The organism is Streptococcus sp. Marseille-Q6379 (assembly GCF_965119505.1).
Map to the genome: position 1 here is coordinate 1 of NZ_CBCPLV010000001.1, position 20,383 is coordinate 20,383.

The following is a 20,383-nucleotide window of genomic DNA, read 5'->3' on the forward strand; positions in this document are numbered from 1 at the left end:
ATGACCGAAAAAGAGCATTTTTTTTGGAATAAGCTCTTAGAGCTGGCCAAAGAGGAACTAACACAAGCCACTTTTGATTATTATGTCCTAGATACCAAGCTCATCAAAGTTCAAAATAACGTTGCTACAATTCTGCTTGAAGAAGTCAAAAAGCTATTCTGGGAAAAGAATATGCTATCTTTCATTTTGATGGCTGGTTTTGAAGCCTATAATAGTGAAATAAAAGTTGAGTACGTCTTTGACGAAGCGCTCATAAACGAGGCAAATTCAACTGTAGCAAATAATGACTTTGGTAATAAAAAGGAACAGCAGACCCCTGCTCTTCCTACATTGGACTCAGACTTAAATAGTAAGTATACCTTTGATAATTTTATCCAAGGGGATGAAAATCGTTGGTCAGTTGCTGCATCTTTAGCTGTAGCTGATTCACCAGGAGCTACTTATAACCCTCTATTTATTTACGGAGGACCTGGTCTCGGGAAAACTCACTTGCTCAATGCTATTGGAAACAAGGTCTTACATGATAATCCTCAAGCACGCATCAAATACATTACTGCAGAGAATTTCATTAATGAATTTGTTGTACATATCCGTTTAGATAAAATGGACGAACTAAAACTTAAATATCGTCATCTGGACGTTCTCTTAATTGACGATATTCAATCATTGGCTAAAAAATCAACGCAAGCCACTCAAGAGGAATTCTTCAATACTTTCAATGTCCTTCACAATAATAATAAACAAATTGTCCTGACCAGCGACCGTAATCCAGATCAACTGAACGAGATGGAAGAGCGTCTTGTCACGCGCTTTAAATGGGGGTTAACCGTCAATATCACACCACCTGACTTTGAAACGCGAGTGGCCATTCTTACTAATAAGATTATGGACTATGATTATCATTTTCCTCCTGAAACAATTGAGTATTTAGCTGGCCAATTTGATTCAAATGTCCGTGACTTGGAGGGAGCCTTAAAAGATATTAGCTTAGTTGCCAATGTTCGCCAGTTAGATACTATCACAGTTGAGGTAGCTGCCGAAGCCATTCGCGCACGTAAAATGGATGGTCCTAAGTTAACTCTTATTCCGATTGAGGATATCCAAACTGAGGTAGGGAAATTTTATAATGTCACTGTAAAAGAAATTAAGGCAACTAAACGAACACAAAATATTGTCTTGGCACGTCAGGTAGCCATGTATCTTGCGCGTGAAATGACTGATAACTCCCTTCCAAAAATTGGAAAAGAATTTGGCGGAAGAGACCACTCAACTGTCTTACATGCATACAATAAAATCAAAAATATGATTGCCCAAGATGACAGTTTACGCATTGAAATTGATACCATCAAAAACAAGATAAAATGACACTTGTGGATAACTATTAAAAATTATTCAAACTTTCCCACAGGCTGTGCACAAGTTCAAAGCCTTGATAAAACTATGTTTTGTAGACTTATGCACAATGTCCACAAGACCTACTACTACTACTAAAATAATACTAATAAAAATAAAGGAGCATCATGATTCAATTTGCGATTAATAAAGCTTATTTCTTACAAGCACTTCATACGACTCGCCGTGCTATTTCTTCTAAAAATGCTATCCCAATTCTATCGACGATTAAAATCGAAGTTACCAGTGATGGTATCTATTTGACAGGATCAAATGGGCAAATCTCAATTGAAAATAGTATCTCAGTTTCGGAAGAAAATGCAGGTCTATTAATTACACAGCCAGGTAGTATCCTTTTGGAAGCAAACTTTTTCATTAATGTTGTCTCAAGCTTGCCTGATGTTACCCTTACTTTTGAAGAAATCGAACAATACCAAGTTTTACTGAAGAGTGGTAAATCAGAAATTACTTTAAAAGGGAAAGATGTTGAACAATATCCCCGTATTCAGGAAGTTGATAGCTTGACACCATTGCTCATGGACACAAAAGTGTTAAAATCTATCATTGCTGAAACTTCATTTGCAGCAAGCACTCAAGAAAGTCGTCCAATTTTAACCGGAGTTCACTTTGTTCTTTCAAATCATAAAGATCTCAAAGCTGTAGCAACTGACTCTCACCGAATGAGCCAACGTCAACTTGTTTTGGAGCATTCTGCAGATAACTTTGATGTCGTAATCCCAAGTCGCTCACTTAAAGAATTGTCGGCAGTTTTTAGCGATGATATTGAAAACTTAGAGGTCTTCTTCTCAGCAAATCAAATTCTATTCCGTAGTGAAACAATTTCTTTCTATACACGTTTACTTGAAGGAAATTATCCAGACACTAATCGTCTCTTGTCCGATTCATTTGAAACAGAAGTTGTTTTTGAGACTGCTAGCCTTCGTTCTGCTATGGAACGTTCATATTTGATTTCTAATGCTAGTCAAAGTGGTACCGTTAAACTCGAAATCATTAATGGTAGTGTCAGTGCCCATGTTAATTCGCCAGAAGTCGGAAAGGTGAATGAGGATATTGACGTGCAAGATGTTTCAGGTAGTGATTTGGTCATTAGTTTCAATCCAACCTACCTAATAGATGCTTTGAAAGCTCTTAAGAGTGAGACTGTCCGTGTACGTTTCATTTCACCAGTACGTCCATTTACATTGACGCCAGCAGATGACAGTGAGAATTTTATTCAATTGATTACACCTGTAAGAACAAACTAAAATCGAAAAAGTTATCCACTGTGGATAACTTTTTTACTAGAAAGGGAATTTATGTACCAAATTGGAAGTTTAGTTGAAATGAAAAAACCACATGCTTGTACTATCAAAGCAACAGGAAAAAAAGCTAATGAATGGGAAGTAATCCGTCTTGGAGCTGACATTAAGATTCGTTGTACGAATTGTGATCATGTGGTCATGATGAGTCGTCATGATTTCGAGAAGAAACTTAAGAAGGTTTTATAACAGGTGTTGGAGAGACTATATAACGAGAGTTTTATGTTAAGAAAATTACTTCACTAGCAATATAAAGACTTTCTAAAGTCCCTAATCATCTTCTTTATAGCATTCTTTGCCTTGCTTTCCTTTTTATGATTCTCAAAGGGAAGTTGCCTATTTTTAACAATTTTTGTGTTATAATTAACTGAATTACTTTTTTATGGAGAAATAAATTAATGGCTTTAACAGCAGGTATCGTCGGTTTGCCAAACGTTGGTAAATCAACTCTTTTCAATGCAATTACAAAAGCGGGTGCGGAAGCTGCTAACTATCCTTTCGCGACAATTGATCCAAACGTAGGTATGGTTGAGGTACCAGATGAGCGTTTGACGAAACTGACTGAACTTATTACCCCTAAAAAGACAGTTCCAACTACATTTGAGTTCACAGATATTGCGGGTATCGTAAAAGGAGCATCAAAGGGTGAAGGTCTTGGAAATAAGTTCTTGGCGAACATTCGTGAAGTAGATGCGATTGTCCATGTGGTTCGTGCTTTCGATGATGAAAACGTTATGCGTGAACAAGGGCGTGAGGATGCCTTTGTAGATCCGATGGCTGATATTGATACAATCAATCTAGAATTGATTTTGGCTGACCTTGAATCAATTAACAAACGTTATGCGCGTGTCGAAAAAATTGCGCGTACACAAAAAGATAAAGATTCTGTGGCAGAGTTTAACATTCTTCAAAAGATTAAACCCGTTCTAGAAGATGGTAAGTCTGCACGTACGATTGATTTTACTGAGGAAGAGCAAAAAATTGTTAAGGGACTCTTCCTCTTGACAACAAAACCAGTGCTTTACGTGGCTAACGTTGATGAAGATCAGGTCGCAAATCCTGATGATATTGATTATGTGAAGCAAATTCGTGAGTTTGCAGCGACTGAAAATGCAGAAGTAGTTGTTATCTCGGCACGTGTTGAGGAAGAAATTTCTGAGTTGGATGATGAAGATAAGGAGATGTTCCTAGAAGACCTTGGTTTGACAGAATCAGGAGTTGATAAACTGACACGCGCAGCCTATCACTTGCTTGGTCTTGGAACTTACTTCACTGCTGGTGAAAAAGAGGTGCGTGCTTGGACCTTTAAACGAGGTATCAAGGCTCCACAAGCAGCTGGAATTATCCACTCTGACTTCGAGAAAGGCTTTATCCGTGCTGTAACCATGTCTTACGATGATCTCATTAAATATGGTTCTGAGAAAGCTGTTAAGGAAGCTGGTCGCCTTCGTGAAGAAGGAAAAGAATACGTTGTCCAAGATGGCGACATCATGGAATTCCGTTTCAACGTTTAGAAAATAAAAAATAGTGCACAAGGCTGAAAAGTATTTTTCAGTCCTTTTGCTGTTTATCAAAGAGGAGAAATAATGACAAAATTAGTAGTTGGCTTGGGAAATCCTGGTTCAAAATACCATGAGACACGTCACAATGTTGGTTTTATGGCTATTGACCTAATGGCTAAGGAACTGGGATTAACCTTTTCTGAAGAAAGGACCTTTAAGGCTGAAGTGGCTTCGACCTTTTTAAATGGTGAGAAGGTTTATTTTGTGAAACCAACAACCTTTATGAATTTATCTGGCCTAGCTGTTAGAGCATTACTAGCTTATTACAATATTCCCATGGAGGATTTTATCGTCATTTACGATGACTTAGATATGGAAGTTGGGAAATTGCGCTTTCGTCAAAAAGGTTCAGCGGGTGGTCATAATGGTATTAAATCTATCATTGCTGAAACTGGCACTCAAGAGTTTGACCGTATAAAAATTGGTATTGGCCGCCCACAGAAAGGAATGACGGTCGTTAATCATGTCCTTGGAAAATTTAGTGAAGACGACTATGCCACAATTTTACTGACTTTAGACAAGGTAGAGACAGCCCTCAATCATTACCTGAAAACCAATGATTTCGAAGACACTATGAGGCGTTATAATGGCTAATACTCTATTAGATCTTTTTGAGAAGAATCATCACTTGCTTGAGTGGCGTGATAAAGTAACCCTATTGAGTAGGCAGTTGGTCATGGGATTTTCTGGTTCCAGCAAGGCAGTTGTCATGGCATCTGCTCTTTCTGAGCAGGTTCCTAAGATTTTAATAGTTACTTCAACACAAAATGAAGCTGAGCAACTGACAGGAGATTTGTCAGCTATCTTAGGAGAGGATAAGGTTTATTCTTTTTTTGCAGATGATGTAGTAGCTGCAGAGTTTATCTTCGCTTCACCTGAAAAGACCCATTCTCGTCTTGAAAGTCTTAATTTTTTAATGGATAAAGAGGCCAGTGGGGTTTTGGTCACGAGTTTAGTTGGTGCTAAGTTACATTTGCCTAACCCTAAGGTTTATAAAGACTCTCGCATTGACTTAACACTAGGGGAGGAACATGATTTAGAGGCTCTAAGTAAGCATCTGACTCATATTGGATACCAAAGAGTGGAGCAAGTTCTCTCACCTGGTGAGTATAGTCGTAGGGGCGACATTTTAGATATTTATGAAATGACTTCAGAGCTCCCCTACCGTTTAGAATTTTTTGGAGACGAGATTGATGGCATTCGTCAGTTTGATAGCGATAGTCAGAAATCTTTAGACAATTTAGAGCATGTTATCGTATCACCAGCAGATGATATTATCTTAACAAGAGAGGATTACCAACGTGCTGAGAAGGCCCTAGAAAGTGCGGTCTCGAAGGCAGAAGGTCCTCATAAGGCTTACCTTGAGGAAGTTCTGTCGGTTACGATTGATGGCTACCGTCATAAAGATTTACGTAAGTTTTTGTCTCTCTTTTATGATAAGGCTTATACCTTATTTGACTACCTTCCAAAGGGAACTCCTGTATTCATTGATGATTTTCAAAAGATAGTGGACCGCCATGGACGTCTTGAATTGGAGGTGGCTAATCTTTTAACTGAGGATCTTCACCAAGGCAAGTATCTGAGTCATCTAAATTACTTAGTGGATTCATTTAAGACTTTACGTAACTATCAGCCAGCTAGTTTCTTTTCGAATTTTCATAAGGGCTTGGGAAATCTTAAATTTGATAAGTTGTATCAATTCACGCAATACCCTATGCAGGAGTTCTTTAACCAGTTTCCACTTCTAGTTGATGAAATACATCGCTATACCAAGAATAAGGCTACAGTTATTTTACAAGTGGGGTCTGAAAAGCAACTCAAATCTTTGAAGGAAACCTTGGAAGAATATTATTTAGATTTACCACTTAGTAGTTTTGGAGATTTGATTCCTTATAAGCCTCAATTAGTTCTAGGAAACTTATCCAATGGTTTTTACTTTGCTGATGAAAAGCTTGTTCTGGTCACTGAACGTGAGATTTTCCATAAAAAAGTAAAACGTCGTGCGCGTGCCAGTCACGTTTCCAATGCTGAGCGTCTAAAAGATTACAATGAGCTTGAAAAAGGTGATTATGTTGTACATCAGACTCATGGTATCGGACAATTTAAAGGTATCGAGACTATTGAGATTAAAGGGGTGCATCGTGACTACTTGACCATCCAATATCAGGATGCTGCAACAATTTCTCTACCTGTTGAGCAGATTGAGATTCTCTCTAAGTATGTGTCAGCGGACGGGAAAGAGCCTAAAATTAATAAACTCAATGATGGGCGTTTCCAAAAGACTAAACAAAAAGTAAGTAAGCAAGTAGAGGATATTGCTGATGACCTCCTAAAACTCTATGCCGAACGCAGTCAACTTAAAGGTTTTGCATTTTCACCAGATGATGATAACCAAAGGGATTTCGAGGATGATTTCGCCTATGCTGAGACAGAAGATCAATTGCGTTCTATCAAGGAAATTAAGGCAGACATGGAGTCAGACAAACCCATGGATCGTCTCTTGGTTGGTGATGTTGGTTTTGGTAAGACAGAGGTAGCTATGCGTGCCGCCTTCAAGGCAGTCAATGATGGAAAGCAAGTTGCTATCCTAGTTCCTACAACGGTTCTTGCCCATCAGCACTATTTGAATTTTAAAGAGCGTTTTGAAAATCATGCCGTTGAAGTAGATGAACTCAGTCGTTTTAGAAGTAAAAAAGAGCAGAATGAGACTATTGAAAATCTAGCTAAAGGGCGTATTGATATTATTATTGGTACCCACCGCCTACTGTCTAAAGATGTTAAGTTTTCTGACTTAGGCTTGCTAGTAATTGATGAAGAACAACGTTTTGGCGTGAAGCATAAAGAGAAACTTAAGGAGTTGAAAGCTAAGGTTGATGTCCTTACTCTAACTGCGACACCTATTCCTCGTACGCTTCATATGTCTATGTTAGGTATTCGTGATTTGTCGATTATTGAGACAGCCCCTACCAACCGTTATCCAGTTCAAACTTATGTTATGGAAACCAATCCTGGTCTTATTCGAGAAGCGATATTAAGAGAGATGGACCGAGGTGGTCAGATTTTTTATGTTTATAATCGTGTTGAAACCATTGATCAAAAAGTTTCTGAATTACATGAGCTAGTCCCTGAAGCACGTATCGGATTTGTTCATGGTCAGATGAGTGAGGTTATGTTGGAGAATACCCTCTTGGATTTCTTGAATGGTGATTACGATGTATTGGTAGCAACGACCATTATCGAGACAGGGATTGATATCTCCAATGTTAATACTCTCTTCATTGAGAATGCAGATCATATGGGCTTATCTACCCTTTATCAGTTGAGAGGTCGTGTGGGACGTAGTAATCGAATTGCTTACGCCTATCTCATGTATCGTCCTGACAAAGTGTTGACGGAAGTCTCTGAGAAGCGATTGGATGCTATTAAGGGCTTTACAGAACTGGGATCAGGTTTCAAAATAGCCATGCGTGATTTATCAATTCGTGGTGCAGGGAACATTCTTGGCGCTTCTCAAAGTGGTTTCATCGACTCAGTCGGATTTGAAATGTACTCGCAACTCTTGGAGGAGGCTATCAATAAACGTCAAGGTAAAACTCAAGTTCGACGTAAAGGAAATGCAGAGTTCAATCTTCAGATTGATGCTTACCTCCCTTCTGACTATATTTCTGACGAGCGCCAAAAAATTGAAATTTATAAGCGTATTCGAGAAATTGAGAATCAGAAAGACTATCAAGACCTTCAAGATGAGCTTATTGACCGCTTTGGAGAATATCCAGACCAAGTTGCCTATCTCATTGAGATTGGTCTGGTTAAGGCTTATTTGGATGCTGCCTTTGCAGAATTAGTCGAGCGTAAGAACGATACTATTATTGTTCGTTTCGAAAAAGCCTCTCTCAAATTCTTCTTGACTCAAGATTATTTCGAAGCCATCTCTAAAACGCATTTAAAAGCAAAAATCAGTGATAACCAGGGGAAAGTAGAGATTACTTTTGATGTTCGTAACAAGAAAGACTATGAAATTCTTGAAGAATTAAAGATTTTTGGACAGACATTTATGGAAATCAAAGAACGTAAAGAAAAAAAAGAAGCTTAAGGAAAGTTTAAGTAAGTCTCTCTATACTATAAAACATCCTAAAAACATCCTAAAACTTTTCTTTTTCATAAATCTCCTGAGAGGGTCGACTAGTGTCGATCCTCTTATTTTTGTACTTGAAAAGGCTTTAGTCCCCTATTTTCTCAAAAAAATGCTATCATAGAAGAGATATCCTAACGAAAAGGAAACAGTAACATTGAGATTAGACAAATATTTAAAAGTATCACGAATTATCAAACGCCGTCCAGTTGCTAAAGAAGTGGCTGATAAAGGGCGTATAAAAGTAAATGGTGTACTCGCTAAGTCATCTACAGATTTAAAAATTGGTGACCAAGTGGAAGTTCGTTTTGGAAATAAACTCTTGACTGTCCGTGTTCTAGAAATGAAAGATAGTACGAAAAAAGAAGATGCGGCAAAAATGTACGAGATTATAAGTGAAACAAGGATTGAAGCAGATGAGCAAGAAGCCTAATATTGTACAGCTTACGAATGATTACATTGATAATGCCAATCAAGAGCAACGATTAGAGCGTGCCGAACACGAGCAAAGGAATCGCTTTATGGGGTGGATTCTCTTTGTGGTTGTTTTACTCTTCATCTTGCCAACCTACAATCTGGTTGAGACCTATATGAATATCAAGCAGCAAGAGAAGGAAGTCTTGTCGCTTCAGAAAGACTATGATAAATTGTCAGATCAGACAAAGGAACGAAAGGATTTGGCTAAGAAACTTAAGGATGATGCTTTCGCTGAGAAATATGCGCGTGCTAAGTACTATTATTCACGTGAAGGAGAGTCAATCTATCCTGTACCAAGCTTATTACCCTAATGAAAGATTTACTAAAAACTGTAGAAACTTTTTTAACCTATTCAGAAGCCAAGTTAGAGGAACTATCAGCAAAAAATCAGCAACTTAAAACGGAATTACCGAGGAAAGAGGAGGTGAAGAAGCAAGCATGAAAAAGCTCTTAATAGCTGCAACTGTTGTGCTTGTATCTTCTAGCCCTCTAGTCCTACTTCCTATGGAGAAGGAGCTAACTCTGACCCCAAAACAGGTCCAAAAATTAACTCAAAATACTACAGCTAGTTTGACTCAATTTAAACAGATTCCTAAAAATCCAAGAACGATAACAAATATCCTAACTTATAAGAACAAGGAATTAACCGAATTTAAAACCAGTATCCAAGCGGATACCAAACTATCGATTTCTGCTATTTTTTGGAACGCAAAAGGTGAACCTGTTTTCCAACTTCAAGATGGTGATTATGTAGCCGCTAGTCAGAAATCAATTGTGGATGATAGTATCTATAATCAAAAACCAGTAGATATGACCTTCTGGACTAAAGATGGTTTAACGGTATACAAAGAACCTTACGTGTTAGGAACTGAAAAAGCTGACTCTAAACTCGCTAGTTTCAAACCTATTAAGGTTAGCCAAGCAGCTCAGACGCATGCAGGGACCTACTATTTAGTAGACGGAGAGGGGTGGATTAACGCTTCTGATTTATCAACGACTGATAATCGCATCGAGTCTGTTCAAAAAGTCCTTAATGAGAAGTATAACAATCAAGAGCGCATCTCAGTTTATGTTAAACAGCTTGATACGAACCGAGTAGCTGCTATCAATGACGAAAAAAGCATGTATGCGGCTAGCGTAGCCAAGCTAGGAGTACTCTATTATGCACAGGAACGTCTGTCTCAAAAGAAATTATCATTATCAGATGAGTATCAATATACCTCTGCTGTAAATAGTTTTCCAGGTGCCTATGATCCAGATGGTTCTGGAAAGATTAGTAAGATACCTGATGATAAAAATTATAGCTTAGAAAATCTGTTGAAGGCTGTAGCCCAAAACTCAGATAATGTAGCGACAAATATATTAGGTTATTATGTAGCCAATCAGTATGATAAAGCCTTCCAAAAATCAGTAGATAAAGCCGCAGGGACCTCGTGGAATATGGATAAAAAGGAGTTGACTGCTAGAGCCGCAGGTACTTTGATGGAGGCTGTTTATAGACAAAATGGAGATATTATCAATTATCTTTCAAGCACGGACTATGATGGCGAACGTATTTCCAAAAACATTGATGTCCCTGTTGCACATAAAATAGGGGATGCCTACGACTTTAAACATGATGTCGCTATTGTTTATGCAGATTCTCCCTTTATTTTATCGATTTTTACGGATAAAGAAGGCTATGACAAAATCACCTCAATTGCAGATGATGTTTATGGAATTTTGAAATAATGACACAAAAATTGTTGCAAATGATGCAAGCCAAGGGTTATTTTAACCGGCACAAGAAAATTTTAGTAGCAGTATCAGGTGGAGCAGACTCTATGAGTTTGCTGCACTTTTTGTATAACCATCAAAAAGATTTGGATATTCAGTTGGGGATTGCTCACGTTAATCATAAACAACGACAAGAGTCGGAGCATGAAGAAGCGTATTTACGTCATTGGGCAGAGGAACACAAGGTCCCTTTTCACTATAGTGCATTCTCAGGAAAGTTTTCAGAAAATGCTGCCCGTACCTTTCGCTATGAGTTTTTTAAGCAGGTCATGAAAGATTATGATTACTCTGCTCTTGTAACAGCCCATCATGCAGATGATCAGGCAGAGACAATTTTTATGAGACTGTTGAGAGGAAGTCGTTTAAGACACCTGACAGGAATTTCAGCTATCAGACCATTTGGCACTGGTCAGATTATTCGTCCCTTTTTGCATCTTACGAAAGCTCAGCTTCCCGTAACTTTCCATTTTGAGGATAGGAGTAATACTTCACTAGCCTACCTTCGGAATCGCATCAGACTGTCCTATCTTCCTACTTTATCTCAGGAAAATCCTAAATTTAAGGAGCACCTTTGTCTTTTAGCCGAGGAGATTGGTCTTCTGGAGCAAGCTCTAGGAGAGTTAACAAAGGATATTAGTATCACTGATCTATCTGTTTTTCAGCAACAGTCAGATGCTGTCCAGCTCTTTCTTCTTCAGAATTATTTAGACTCCTTTCCTGATTTACAGCTTTCTAAAGGCCAATTTAATCAATTGATAAGTTATCTAAGGAAAAACGCTTCAGGAAAGATGCCCCTAAAAAACGGTTATGAACTAGTAAAAACACAGACATATTTCTTGATAAGGAAAGAAGCGTCTATTTCTTTATCGCCTCCTTGTCTCTTAGAATTTGGAAAATCTGTTGAGTTTGAGGATTATACCTTGACTTTTTCAGAATTCAATGACGTTTCTAACACAGATACTATTAGTATTTGGTCAGATGCCCCAATAGTGATTCGCCATAGAAAAGAAGGCGATAGGATTGACCTTGGTAGTCACCATAAAAAATTAAGACGACTGTTTATAGACAATAAGATTTTAGAGAAGGATCGTCAAAAAGCCATTGTAGGAGAACAAGATGGTCATATTATTTTTCTTTATGTTGCTGGGCGTCTCTATTTGAAAAAAAGACCTGAAAATGCTATACTTTATGGCACTGTAGTCATTTATAAGAATTTCTAATCAAATACCATGTTCAAATAACGATGATTGAAGTAAAAGTGGTATAATAACAGAATATTGACTTCGAGAAAGGGAACCCAAATGTTAGAAAAAGACATTAAAAAAGTCCTCTTTTCCCAAGAGGATATCGTAGCTAAAACTAAAGAACTAGGACAACAACTGACAGAGGATTATGCGGGGAAAAATCCTCTTCTAGTCTGTGTTTTGAAAGGTGCTGTTCCATTTATGGCAGAACTTATCAAACATATTGATACCCATATTGAGATGGACTTTATGGTCGTTTCAAGTTATGGTGGCGGAACTGTCAGCAGTGGTGAAGTAAAGATTCTTAAAGATGTTGACACTAATGTTGAAGGACGAGACATCATCTTTATTGAAGATATCATTGATACAGGTCGTACGCTCCTTTATCTTCGAGATATGTTCAAGTACCGTAAAGCCAATTCAGTCAAAATCGCAACTCTTTTTGATAAACCAGAGGGTCGTGTTGTTGATATTGAGGCAGATTACGTATGTTATGATGTCCCTAATGAATTTATCGTTGGTTTCGGACTAGACTATGATGAAAAATACCGTAACCTCCCTTATGTCGGTGTCCTAAAAGAAGAAATTTATACAAAATAAGTAAAGGTCTAATTAATTTATGAATAATAAAAATAATAATGGCTTCTTACGGAATGCTTTTCTCTACATCATAGTTATTATTGCGGTTGTAACTGGAGTACAATACTTTGCAGGAGGAAGCCAAAGCCCAAGTCAACAATTGTCTTACACACAGTTGGTTAAGAAAATTGAAGATGGTAAGGTAAAATCTATCACTTATCAGCCAGACGGTAGTATCATTGAAGTTAAAGGTAGCTACAAAAAGGCTGAGAAGGTTGATACTGACCTTAGTCTACCATTTTTAGGTAGTGCATCATCAGAGACACGTAGCTTTACATCGACTGTGCTGCAGAATGAAACAACCATGCAGAAATTGCAATCAGCATCAGAAGCAGCTGATGTTAATGTTAAAATGATACGTGAAAGTTCAAGTGGTGCTTGGATTTCATATCTTTTTAGTTACCTACCTTTGATTGGGATTGCTATTTTCTTCCTCTTCATGATGAATCAAGGCGGTAACCGCGGTGCAATGAATTTTGGCCGCAACCGTGCTAAGACTCAATCAAAAGAGAATATTAAAGTTCGTTTCACAGATGTGGCTGGTGCGGAAGAAGAAAAAGAAGAACTTGTAGAAGTCGTAGATTTCCTCAAAAATCCACGTAAATATAAAGCACTTGGTGCACGTATCCCTAAAGGTGTCCTCCTTGAAGGTCCTCCAGGGACAGGTAAAACTCTTCTTGCTAAAGCTGTAGCTGGTGAAGCAGATGTTCCTTTCTTTAGTATCTCAGGTTCTGACTTTGTAGAGATGTTTGTCGGTGTCGGAGCAAGTCGTGTTCGTAGTCTTTTTGAAGACGCTAAAAAGGCTGAACGTGCTATTATCTTTATTGATGAAATCGATGCGGTTGGGCGTCGTCGTGGTACTGGAATGGGCGGTGGTAACGACGAACGCGAACAAACCCTTAACCAACTGTTGATTGAAATGGATGGTTTTGATGGAAATGAGAATATCATTGTCATTGCTGCAACCAACCGTAGTGATGTTCTTGACCCAGCCCTCCTACGTCCAGGACGTTTTGACCGTAAAGTTCTTGTCGGTCGCCCAGATGTAAAAGGCCGAGAAGCTATCTTGAAAGTTCATGCCAAAAATAAACCATTGGCTGAAGATGTTGATCTTAAGGTTGTGGCTCAACAAACTCCAGGTTTTGTCGGAGCCGACTTAGAGAATGTCTTGAATGAGGCAGCTCTAGTTGCAGCACGACGTAGTAAGACTAGAATTGATGCTAGTGATATCGATGAAGCAGAGGATCGTGTTATTGCCGGACCATCTAAGAAAGACCGCCAAGTTTCAGAACATGAACGTAAAGTTGTGGCTTACCATGAAGCAGGTCATACAATTGTTGGTTTAACACTTTCTAGCGCTCGTGATGTTCACAAGGTTACTATTGTTCCACGAGGTCGAGCAGGTGGTTATATGATTTCTCTACCAAAAGAGGATCAGATGTTGTCATCTAAAGATGAGCTAAAAGAACAATTGGCAGGCCTTATGGGTGGACGCGTTGCAGAAGAAATTATTTTCAACGTTCAAACCTCAGGTGCTTCAAATGACTTTGAGCAAGCAACACAGCTGGCACGTGCAATGGTTACTGAATATGGTATGAGCGAAAAACTTGGACCAGTCCAATATGAGGGTAATCATGCGATGAATCCAGGACAATTTACGACAGATAAGTCTTACTCAGCTCATACAGCTCAACTTATTGACGAAGAAATTCGGTCACTTTTAGTTGAGGCACACGATAAAGCGGCTGAAATTATCAATGCAAACCGAGAAACACATGCTCTCATTGCAGAAGCTTTGCTTAAGTATGAAACACTTGATGCTGCACAAATCAAGTCAATTTATGAGACTGGTAAGATGCCGGTGTATTCTCTTGGAGACTCAGAAGAAGATAACCATGCCCTATCTTACGATGAAGTCAAAGAAAGAATTGAAAATAAAAATAAAGATGAAGAAGAGTAAGGAGTTCTACTCTTCTTTTTTTAAGTAAAATCGAGAGAAGAAATACCATTAAAAAGCATTATAAAAAAAGAAAATTAAAATCACTGCAAATTGTTGACAAGATAAGTCAGAGATGATATTATAAATAAGCTGTTTCGGAAGAGGCGGCGAACACCAAGAAGTGAAAAAAACTTCGAAAAAAAGTGTTGACAAGCTACTCTAGATTTGCTAGAATATAGGAGTTGTCTCAAGAGAGACAAAGACCTTTGAGAACTGAATAAGAAACCAAGTGCAGGGTTATGATAGAAGAAATTATAACCTGTCAATTTACAAGAATAAATCGTCAGATGACGGAAATGAGTTAACGCTCGAACAATTATTAAAGATTTTAATGAGAGTTTGATCCTGGCTCAGGACGAACGCTGGCGGCGTGCCTAATACATGCAAGTAGAACGCTGAAGAGAGGAGCTTGCTCTTCTTGGATGAGTTGCGAACGGGTGAGTAACGCGTAGGTAACCTGCCTTGTAGCGGGGGATAACTATTGGAAACGATAGCTAATACCGCATAACAATGGGTGACACATGTCATTTATTTGAAAGGGGCAATTGCTCCACTACAAGATGGACCTGCGTTGTATTAGCTAGTAGGTGAGGTAACGGCTCACCTAGGCGACGATACATAGCCGACCTGAGAGGGTGATCGGCCACACTGGGACTGAGACACGGCCCAGACTCCTACGGGAGGCAGCAGTAGGGAATCTTCGGCAATGGGGGCAACCCTGACCGAGCAACGCCGCGTGAGTGAAGAAGGTTTTCGGATCGTAAAGCTCTGTTGTAAGTCAAGAACGAGTGTGAGAGTGGAAAGTTCACACTGTGACGGTAGCTTACCAGAAAGGGACGGCTAACTACGTGCCAGCAGCCGCGGTAATACGTAGGTCCCGAGCGTTGTCCGGATTTATTGGGCGTAAAGCGAGCGCAGGCGGTTTGATAAGTCTGAAGTTAAAGGCTGTGGCTCAACCATAGTTCGCTTTGGAAACTGTCAAACTTGAGTGCAGAAGGGGAGAGTGGAATTCCATGTGTAGCGGTGAAATGCGTAGATATATGGAGGAACACCGGTGGCGAAAGCGGCTCTCTGGTCTGTAACTGACGCTGAGGCTCGAAAGCGTGGGGAGCGAACAGGATTAGATACCCTGGTAGTCCACGCCGTAAACGATGAGTGCTAGGTGTTGGATCCTTTCCGGGATTCAGTGCCGCAGCTAACGCATTAAGCACTCCGCCTGGGGAGTACGACCGCAAGGTTGAAACTCAAAGGAATTGACGGGGGCCCGCACAAGCGGTGGAGCATGTGGTTTAATTCGAAGCAACGCGAAGAACCTTACCAGGTCTTGACATCCCGATGCTATTTCTAGAGATAGAAAGTTACTTCGGTACATCGGTGACAGGTGGTGCATGGTTGTCGTCAGCTCGTGTCGTGAGATGTTGGGTTAAGTCCCGCAACGAGCGCAACCCCTATTGTTAGTTGCCATCATTCAGTTGGGCACTCTAGCGAGACTGCCGGTAATAAACCGGAGGAAGGTGGGGATGACGTCAAATCATCATGCCCCTTATGACCTGGGCTACACACGTGCTACAATGGTTGGTACAACGAGTTGCGAGTCGGTGACGGCAAGCTAATCTCTTAAAGCCAATCTCAGTTCGGATTGTAGGCTGCAACTCGCCTACATGAAGTCGGAATCGCTAGTAATCGCGGATCAGCACGCCGCGGTGAATACGTTCCCGGGCCTTGTACACACCGCCCGTCACACCACGAGAGTTTGTAACACCCGAAGTCGGTGAGGTAACCTTTTGGAGCCAGCCGCCTAAGGTGGGATAGATGATTGGGGTGAAGTCGTAACAAGGTAGCCGTATCGGAAGGTGCGGCTGGATCACCTCCTTTCTAAGGAAAAACGGAATGCACTTGAGTTTCTTATTTAGTTTTGAGAGGTCTTGTGGGGCCTTAGCTCAGCTGGGAGAGCGCCTGCTTTGCACGCAGGAGGTCAGCGGTTCGATCCCGCTAGGCTCCATTGAATCGAAAGATTCAAGTATTGTCCATTGAAAATTGAATATCTATATCAAATTCCATATGTAATTAATTACATATAGATAGTAACAAGAAAATAAACCGAAACGCTGTGAATATTTAATGAGTTAGGTCGCAAGACCAAAATAAGGTTAAGTTAATAAGGGCGCACGGTGGATGCCTTGGCACTAGAAGCCGATGAAGGACGTGACTAACGACGAAATGCTTTGGGGAGCTGTAAGTGAGCAATGATCCAGAGATGTCCGAATGGGGGAACCCGGCAGGTAATGCCTGTCACTCATTACTGTTAAGGTAATGTAGAGGAAGACGCAGTGAACTGAAACATCTAAGTAGCTGCAGGAAGAGAAAGCAAAAGCGATTGCCTTAGTAGCGGCGAGCGAAACGGCAAGAGGGCAAACCGAAGAGTTTACTCTTCGGGGTTGTAGGACTGCAACGTGGACTTAAAGATTATAGAAGAACTACCTGGGAAGGTAGGCCAAAGAGAGTAATAGCCTCGTATTCGAAATAGTCTTTATGCCTAGCAGTATCCTGAGTACGGCGAGACACGAGAAATCTCGTCGGAATCTGGGAGGACCATCTCCCAACCCTAAATACTCTCTAGTGACCGATAGTGAACCAGTACCGTGAGGGAAAGGTGAAAAGCACCCCGGGAGGGGAGTGAAATAGAACCTGAAACCGTGTGCCTACAACAAGTTCGAGCCCGTTAATGGGTGAGAGCGTGCCTTTTGTAGAATGAACCGGCGAGTTACGATATGATGCGAGGTTAAGTTGAAGAGACGGAGCCGTAGGGAAACCGAGTCTTAATAGGGCGCATTAGTATCATGTCGTAGACCCGAAACCATGTGACCTACCCATGAGCAGGTTGAAGGTGAGGTAAAACTCACTGGAGGACCGAACCAGGGCACGTTGAAAAGTGCTTGGATGACTTGTGGGTAGCGGAGAAATTCCAAACGAACTTGGAGATAGCTGGTTCTCTCCGAAATAGCTTTAGGGCTAGCGTCGATGTTAAGTCTCTTGGAGGTAGAGCACTGTTTGGGTGAGGGGTCCATCCCGGATTACCAATCTCAGATAAACTCCGAATGCCAACGAGATATAATCGGCAGTCAGACTGCGAGTGCTAAGATCCGTAGTCGAAAGGGAAACAGCCCAGACCACCAGCTAAGGTCCCAAAATATATGTTAAGTGGAAAAGGATGTGGGGTTGCACAGACAACTAGGATGTTAGCTTAGAAGCAGCTATTCATTCAAAGAGTGCGTAATAGCTCACTAGTCGAGTGACCCTGCGCCGAAAATGTACCGGGGCTAAAACATATTACCGAAGCTGTGGATACCTTTATAGGTATGGTAGGAGAGCGTTCTATGTGCGAAGAAGGTGTACCGTGAGGAGTGCTGGAGCGCATAGAAGTGAGAATGCCGGTATGAGTAGCGAAAGACAGGTGAGAATCCTGTCCACCGTAAGACTAAGGTTTCCAGGGGAAGGCTCGTCCGCCCTGGGTTAGTCGGGACCTAAGGAGAGACCGAAAGGTGTATCCGATGGACAACAGGTTGATATTCCTGTACTAGAGTATATAGTGATGGAGGGACGCAGTAGGCTAACTAAACCAGACGATTGGAAGTGTCTGGCCAAGCAGTGAGGTGTGATATGAGTCAAATGCTTATATCTATAACATTGAGCTGTGATGGGGAGCGAAGTTTAGTAGCGAAGTTAGTGATGTCACACTGCCGAGAAAAGCTTCTAGCGTTAATTATACTCTACCCGTACCGCAAACCGACACAGGTAGTCGAGGCGAGTAGCCTCAGGTGAGCGAGAGAACTCTCGTTAAGGAACTCGGCAAAATGGCCCCGTAACTTCGGGAGAAGGGGCGCTGACTTATGGTCAGCCGCAGTGAATAGGCCCAAGCAACTGTTTATCAAAAACACAGCTCTCTGCTAAATCGTAAGATGATGTATAGGGGGTGACGCCTGCCCGGTGCTGGAAGGTTAAGAGGAGTGCTTAGCGTAAGCGAAGGTATGAATTGAAGCCCCAGTAAACGGCGGCCGTAACTATAACGGTCCTAAGGTAGCGAAATTCCTTGTCGGGTAAGTTCCGACCCGCACGAAAGGCGTAATGATTTGGGCACTGTCTCAACGAGAGACTCGGTGAAATTTTAGTACCTGTGAAGATGCAGGTTACCCGCGACAGGACGGAAAGACCCCATGGAGCTTTACTGCAGTTTGATATTGAGTATCTGTACCACATGTACAGGATAGGTAGGAGCCTATGACCTCGGGACGCCAGTTTCGAGTGAGGCGTTGTTGGGATACTACCCTTGTGTTATGGCTACTCTAACCCAGATAGGTTATCCCTATCGGAGACAGTGTCTGACGGGCAGTTTGACTGGGGCGGTCGCCTCCTAAAAGGTAACGGAGGCGCCCAAAGGTTCCCTCAGAATGGTTGGAAATCATTCGCAGAGTGTAAAGGTATAAGGGAGCTTGACTGCGAGAGCTACAACTCGAGCAGGGACGAAAGTCGGGCTTAGTGATCCGGTGGTTCCGCATGGAAGGGCCATCGCTCAACGGATAAAAGCTACCCTGGGGATAACAGGCTTATCTCCCCCAAGAGTTCACATCGACGGGGAGGTTTGGCACCTCGATGTCGGCTCGTCGCATCCTGGGGCTGTAGTCGGTCCCAAGGGTTGGGCTGTTCGCCCATTAAAGCGGCACGCGAGCTGGGTTCAGAACGTCGTGAGACAGTTCGGTCCCTATCCGTCGCGGGCGTAGGAAATTTGAGAGGATCTGCTCCTAGTACGAGAGGACCAGAGTGGACTTACCGCTGGTGTACCAGTTGTTCTGCCAAGAGCATCGCTGGGTAGCTATGTAGGGAAGGGATAAACGCTGAAAGCATCTAAGTGTGAAGCCCACCTCAAGATGAGATTTCCCATGATTTTATATCAGTAAGAGCCCTGAGAGATGATCAGGTTGATAGGTTAGAAGTGGAAGTGTGGTGACACATGTAGCGGACTAATACTAATAGCTCGAGGACTTATCCAAAGAAAGTAACTGAGACATATTGACAACGATTTGGTTTCTTGATACAGTATAGATGTTCAATTTTGAGTTGAGAATACTCAGAGTTAAGTGACGATAGCCTAGGAGATACACCTGTTCCCATGCCGAACACAGAAGTTAAGCCCTAGTACGCCTGATGTAGTTGGGGGTTGCCCCCTGTTAGATACGGTAGTCGCTTAGCACAAAGGGAGTTTAGCTCAGCTGGGAGAGCATCTGCCTTACAAGCAGAGGGTCAGCGGTTCGATCCCGTTAACTCCCATAGGTCCCGTGGTGTAGCGGTTATCACGTCGCCCTGTCACGGCGAAGATCGCGGGTTCGATTCCCGTCGGGACCGTTCAAGTAGAAATATTTGAGACTCGTTAGCTCAGTTGGTAGAGCAATTGACTTTTAATCAATGGGTCACTGGTTCGAGCCCAGTACGGGTCATATATGCGGGTGTGGCGGAATTGGCAGACGCACCAGATTTAGGATCTGGCGCTTAACGGCGTGGGGGTTCAAGTCCCTTCACCCGCATTAGAAAAGTTAGCCGGCTTAGCTCAGTTGGTAGAGCATCTGATTTGTAATCAGAGGGTCGCGTGTTCAAGTCATGTAGCCGGCATAAAATGCGAACGTAGTTCAGTGGTAGAACATCACCTTGCCAAGGTGGGGGTCGCGGGTTCGAATCCCGTCGTTCGCTTGAGGAGCCGGGGTGGCGGAACTGGCAGACGCACAGGACTTAAAATCCTGCGAAAGGAAACTTTCGTACCGGTTCGATCCCGGTCCTCGGCATAATAAAAT

13 protein-coding genes, 8 tRNA genes and 3 rRNA genes are annotated in these 20,383 nt (G+C 41.5%); all 24 read left to right on the plus strand.

Annotated features, from left to right (window positions below; all coding sequences use genetic code 11):
- Positions 1–1,365 carry a chromosomal replication initiator protein DnaA gene (gene dnaA, locus ACWPVZ_RS00005; RefSeq protein WP_414341110.1) on the plus strand — a complete coding sequence of 455 codons (1,365 nt, stop codon included), beginning with the start codon at positions 1–3 and terminating at the stop codon, positions 1,363–1,365.
- A gap of 155 nt (positions 1,366–1,520) precedes the next feature.
- Positions 1,521–2,657, plus strand: a complete 1,137-nt coding sequence (gene dnaN / locus ACWPVZ_RS00010) for a DNA polymerase III subunit beta (protein ID WP_002883965.1) — start codon at positions 1,521–1,523, stop codon at positions 2,655–2,657.
- Positions 2,658–2,708: 51 nt separating this feature from the next.
- Entirely contained in the window at positions 2,709–2,900 is a 192-nt protein-coding gene (locus ACWPVZ_RS00015; RefSeq protein ID WP_037599384.1) for a DUF951 domain-containing protein, read from the plus strand.
- Positions 2,901–3,109: 209 nt separating this feature from the next.
- Complete coding sequence (gene ychF / locus ACWPVZ_RS00020) at positions 3,110–4,225, plus strand: redox-regulated ATPase YchF (protein WP_002883967.1); 1,116 nt, start codon at positions 3,110–3,112, stop codon at positions 4,223–4,225.
- A gap of 72 nt (positions 4,226–4,297) precedes the next feature.
- Positions 4,298–4,867: an aminoacyl-tRNA hydrolase gene (gene pth, locus ACWPVZ_RS00025; RefSeq protein ID WP_037597255.1), complete on the plus strand. Its 570-nt coding sequence runs from the start codon at positions 4,298–4,300 to the stop codon at positions 4,865–4,867.
- Positions 4,860–8,366: a transcription-repair coupling factor gene (gene mfd, locus ACWPVZ_RS00030; protein WP_414341109.1), complete on the plus strand. Its 3,507-nt coding sequence runs from the start codon at positions 4,860–4,862 to the stop codon at positions 8,364–8,366. Before pth ends, mfd begins: the two co-directional genes overlap by 8 nt.
- Before the next feature lie 196 nt (positions 8,367–8,562).
- On the plus strand, positions 8,563–8,838 hold the full coding sequence (locus ACWPVZ_RS00035) for an RNA-binding S4 domain-containing protein (protein ID WP_002883975.1): 276 nt from the start codon (positions 8,563–8,565) through the stop codon (positions 8,836–8,838).
- Positions 8,822–9,193 (plus strand): FtsB family cell division protein, encoded by a 372-nt coding sequence (locus ACWPVZ_RS00040; protein ID WP_002886276.1) that lies wholly within the window; start codon positions 8,822–8,824, stop codon positions 9,191–9,193. The genes ACWPVZ_RS00035 and ACWPVZ_RS00040 overlap by 17 nt, the downstream gene beginning before the upstream one ends.
- A complete protein-coding gene (locus ACWPVZ_RS00045) occupies positions 9,193–9,324 on the plus strand; it encodes an SP_0009 family protein (protein ID WP_060972108.1) in 132 nt (43 codons plus the stop codon). Before ACWPVZ_RS00040 ends, ACWPVZ_RS00045 begins: the two co-directional genes overlap by 1 nt.
- A complete protein-coding gene (locus ACWPVZ_RS00050; RefSeq protein ID WP_454380441.1) occupies positions 9,321–10,613 on the plus strand; it encodes a serine hydrolase in 1,293 nt (430 codons plus the stop codon). The genes ACWPVZ_RS00045 and ACWPVZ_RS00050 overlap by 4 nt, the downstream gene beginning before the upstream one ends.
- Positions 10,613–11,878, plus strand: coding sequence for a tRNA lysidine(34) synthetase TilS (tilS, locus tag ACWPVZ_RS00055; RefSeq protein ID WP_060972110.1), 1,266 nt, complete (start codon positions 10,613–10,615; stop codon positions 11,876–11,878). Before ACWPVZ_RS00050 ends, tilS begins: the two co-directional genes overlap by 1 nt.
- A gap of 81 nt (positions 11,879–11,959) precedes the next feature.
- Complete coding sequence (gene hpt, locus ACWPVZ_RS00060) at positions 11,960–12,502, plus strand: hypoxanthine phosphoribosyltransferase (protein ID WP_002883962.1); 543 nt, start codon at positions 11,960–11,962, stop codon at positions 12,500–12,502.
- A 19-nt stretch (positions 12,503–12,521) separates the two neighbouring features.
- Positions 12,522–14,501: an ATP-dependent zinc metalloprotease FtsH gene (gene ftsH / locus ACWPVZ_RS00065; protein WP_060972111.1), complete on the plus strand. Its 1,980-nt coding sequence runs from the start codon at positions 12,522–12,524 to the stop codon at positions 14,499–14,501.
- Between the two features lie 366 nt (positions 14,502–14,867).
- Positions 14,868–16,415: ribosomal RNA gene (locus ACWPVZ_RS00070) — 16S ribosomal RNA — on the plus strand.
- A 54-nt stretch (positions 16,416–16,469) separates the two neighbouring features.
- A tRNA-Ala gene (locus tag ACWPVZ_RS00075) sits at positions 16,470–16,542 on the plus strand.
- 146 nt (positions 16,543–16,688) lie between these two features.
- Positions 16,689–19,588, plus strand: a 23S ribosomal RNA gene (locus ACWPVZ_RS00080).
- 83 nt (positions 19,589–19,671) lie between these two features.
- Positions 19,672–19,787, plus strand: a 5S ribosomal RNA gene (gene rrf / locus ACWPVZ_RS00085).
- The 16S, 23S and 5S rRNA genes sit together here with 8 tRNA genes alongside, the layout of an rRNA operon.
- Positions 19,788–19,792: 5 nt before the next feature.
- Positions 19,793–19,865 (plus strand) — tRNA-Val (locus tag ACWPVZ_RS00090).
- Between the two features lie 2 nt (positions 19,866–19,867).
- Positions 19,868–19,940, plus strand: a tRNA-Asp gene (locus ACWPVZ_RS00095).
- 19 nt (positions 19,941–19,959) lie between these two features.
- Positions 19,960–20,032: transfer RNA gene (locus tag ACWPVZ_RS00100), tRNA-Lys, on the plus strand.
- A gap of 5 nt (positions 20,033–20,037) precedes the next feature.
- Positions 20,038–20,119, plus strand: a tRNA-Leu gene (locus ACWPVZ_RS00105).
- 12 nt (positions 20,120–20,131) lie between these two features.
- Positions 20,132–20,204, plus strand: a tRNA-Thr gene (locus tag ACWPVZ_RS00110).
- A gap of 6 nt (positions 20,205–20,210) precedes the next feature.
- A tRNA-Gly gene (locus ACWPVZ_RS00115) sits at positions 20,211–20,282 on the plus strand.
- 6 nt (positions 20,283–20,288) lie between these two features.
- A tRNA-Leu gene (locus tag ACWPVZ_RS00120) sits at positions 20,289–20,374 on the plus strand.
- Positions 20,375–20,383 lie beyond the last annotated feature (9 nt).